The following is a 3,140-nucleotide window of genomic DNA, read 5'->3' on the forward strand; positions in this document are numbered from 1 at the left end:
TACCTCCCAAGCAACAGATTTTATATTTAATCTGTCTACTTTAGAGGTATCATATCAATGTGTGGGCAGACTGCTTTTTTATTGTTAAGGCTTTTTTTCAGATTATAATTGAAAGAAGTCTTAATTATGTGATGGTTCATTAAGATAAACTTCTCCCTTGATAACAGGTTTATCTGCTGGCTTTCCACGGTGAATATCAATATTGCAGGGAATAGTGACAACCGCATGGTACATATTTTTGTCAATAAAGCTGCTGTATGAACCGTGGTTTTGAATTGCGATATTATTCACATTTTCAGTGCCGAATCCATGTAATATTTCATGTTCACCAGATTTTGTGCTATCAGAGTTAAATGTATTTGACAGGTGAATTACAAGCTCCCTGTCAGTTGTATAAATCTCAACATCGATTTCTCTTCTTTTAGGTGCCATTATTTTAGAACATGCACTATAACTATTGTCGAGGAGATTTCCAAGTATGATACTGAAGTCATAGTCTTCTATTTGAATGTTATCAAGGTCAACCTGAATATTGGTTTTAAAAATTATATTATTCTGTTCGGCAACCATTTGATGATTACTGACAAAAGCATCAATAACGAGATTTCCTGTATTGATTCGGTTAAAAGTATATTCCATTTCGTTTATAGAGTTTTTAAGATAACCTTCGATTTCATCATAATTTTGTTTATGCAGACAGTCAATTATGTAATGATAATGTTTTTTTGTATCATGTATAATACTTCTTGAATTTTTGTAAGTAGTTGAAAGAAGTAGATATTTTTTAGATTGGTATTCTAACTGGTCTTTAAGCTGCTTTTTACTTATTTCGAGTTCATTTACTTTTAATATATTATCCAATAAAAAATAGTTTATAATATTAGCAGCCATAAGACCGATAATTATAATTGTATCTGAAAGTTTATGAAATATAACGGATTGTGGGACATCGGGAATGGTAATTAAAATAAAAATAGAGAGAATTGGCATAAACAAAACAAGGAAAGAATACGGTGTTGACAATAGCTGATTTCTTTTTTTCTTGAGAATCAGAGTTGCAGTAATTATTAATATAAAGAGGATGATTTTGGAAGCCGCTAAGCAGAGAGTGTTGTTGGAAAATAACAATTTACTAGTTTTTGGGGGTAGTAGAGAAAATATTATATAAATTGATGCCTCTGCTAAACTACAAAGTATTTGATATGAAAATGCTGCAAAAATCCTGATTTTAAAGGTACTTTTATAAAGAAAAGTTAAACAAAAGACATTTAAAGTACTTATAATGCTTATCATGTAAATAGAATTATCACCTGTGCTAAGACTAAAAAGGTTACTTATGTAATATCCTATAAGTTGTTCTAAGATAAATGGTATTATAAAAATTAAAAATGGTATTTTTTCGTATCTTTGTGTAAAGATTGAATTGTAAAATATTATTAAAATGGCTATATCAAAAGTGCAAATAAATATATTAAATATTATTATGTTAAATGTCATGTTGATTATAACCTCCTTAGATTTATTGTGTTTTTGGCAAACATATGTCGGACTTCCTTTTCTTTGCGGCGGCTCATTGGAATTTGTGAACCATCGTTCATTATAAGTTTACCATCCGTTATGTAATGTATTTGTGCTGAGTTTATAAGATAACCTCTATGTGGCATGATAAAGTTTTGCCAACGAAGAGATTTTTCCCAATCAGCAAGTCGTCCTGTTGTTTCAACAGAATGATCTTCAAGAGTGATTAACAGTCGTCTTGTATATGCATCAATGGTTTTTAAGTATATAATTTTGTTTGAATAAATAACTTCCTCTGAGAGGTCGGTTTTAATTATGCATTGTACAGCATGAGATTCATTATAATCAGTTATAATATTTTTCATTACTTTTGCAAAATTAGTGTATGTAAGAGGTTTTGGAAGATAATGAAAAGCTTGGACATCAAAGCTGTCACGCATATATTCTGGATAATTACTAACGAATACTATTTTAACATCTCTGTCTGGAAGATTTCTAATATGTTTTGCAATATTGAGTCCCGAAATTCCAGGCATTTCGACATCAAGAAATAAAATATGATATGTTCCGTGTTTTACATATGAGTCAAGTAAATTTTTACTATTATTAAATAGTGAGATATTGAAGTCAACATTATTATTCATTTGAAAATCGGTTAAGTAGTTTGAGATAATGTTTAAATCAGTTTCTTCATCATCACAAATAGCAATATTAAAAATCATAAAAACCTCCTTTGTCAATTCGCATTTGAATAAAACCTATAGCTTGTGTAATACATATTATGTATGTTGATATCATAATAAGTTTAAAATATAAAAATTTATTTACACAGTAAAAAATAAAACCAACTAATGAAAAGGCAGTAATAAAAATAATTTGTTTTGATTTAAGGGACTTCTTTTGCTCTTCTGTGCGTCGTCTGTTTTTACAATCTGAAAAAGGGCATATAAGCATAAAAATTACTGCTAAAATATATAAAATCAATGTAAATGTGCTTTTGGTAAGCCTTATTTTAAAGCAAAAAATATAAACAGCAAAGTAGGCTGTATATGAAAGAATCGTACATAAAATTGGACTAGAAGCATGATATCCACCACCAGTGCCTCTATATGTAAAAAAAATAATGAAAAATAATAGATTAAAAATAATGTTGTGTAAAAATAAACCTATTATTAATAAAGTAACAAAAAATATGGTCTGCTCTAAAATAGAGTTTACAAGATATACATAAATATCAGCATTTTTTTTAACATCATCGTTATTTTGAGAGGCAAGCTCTACAATTTTTGAACTCATTTTATTTGAATATAACATACTATGTTCCTCGCTTAAAATTTTTATAATATATATTTTAACACATTTATGTACTCGGGACTGAAAATTGTAATAAGTGGTTAAAAATCGTTAATAAATGGTTATAGAGGTGTCGAAATATGCAAAAAAATACCATTCGTATACAAATTTTGACCATTCGTAGCAAAAAAATAAAAAGTGGCAAAAAATGTGGTACGATTAAATAAGCATTGAGGTTAGACTATTTATCCAAAAATGTGAATCTATTAAATAGTCCAGCTAATAAATGTCAATACTAAATTGAAAAAATATTGATTTTATTTTCTGAC

General features: G+C 28.2%; 3 protein-coding genes. All 3 read right to left on the minus strand.

The features are described from left to right. Window positions 1-120: 120 nt before the first annotated feature. From KQI69_RS00005 to KQI69_RS00015, 3 genes are read right to left on the minus strand one after another with little or no spacing between them, the layout of a single operon-like run. Complete coding sequence (locus KQI69_RS00005) at window positions 121-1,497, minus strand: sensor histidine kinase (protein WP_216563173.1); 1,377 nt, start codon at window positions 1,495-1,497, stop codon at window positions 121-123. Window positions 1,498-1,502: 5 nt separating this feature from the next. Then, entirely contained in the window at window positions 1,503-2,240 is a 738-nt protein-coding gene (locus KQI69_RS00010; protein ID WP_216563174.1) for a LytTR family DNA-binding domain-containing protein, read from the minus strand. Beyond that, window positions 2,230-2,832 carry an accessory gene regulator B family protein gene (locus tag KQI69_RS00015; RefSeq protein WP_216563175.1) on the minus strand — a complete coding sequence of 201 codons (603 nt, stop codon included), beginning with the start codon at window positions 2,830-2,832 and terminating at the stop codon, window positions 2,230-2,232. The genes KQI69_RS00010 and KQI69_RS00015 overlap by 11 nt, the downstream gene beginning before the upstream one ends. Window positions 2,833-3,140: the final 308 nt, after the last annotated feature.

It is taken from the genome of Eubacterium sp. MSJ-13 (assembly GCF_018918235.1).
In the GTDB taxonomy this organism is placed as follows: domain Bacteria; phylum Bacillota; class Clostridia; order Lachnospirales; family Lachnospiraceae; genus Butyribacter.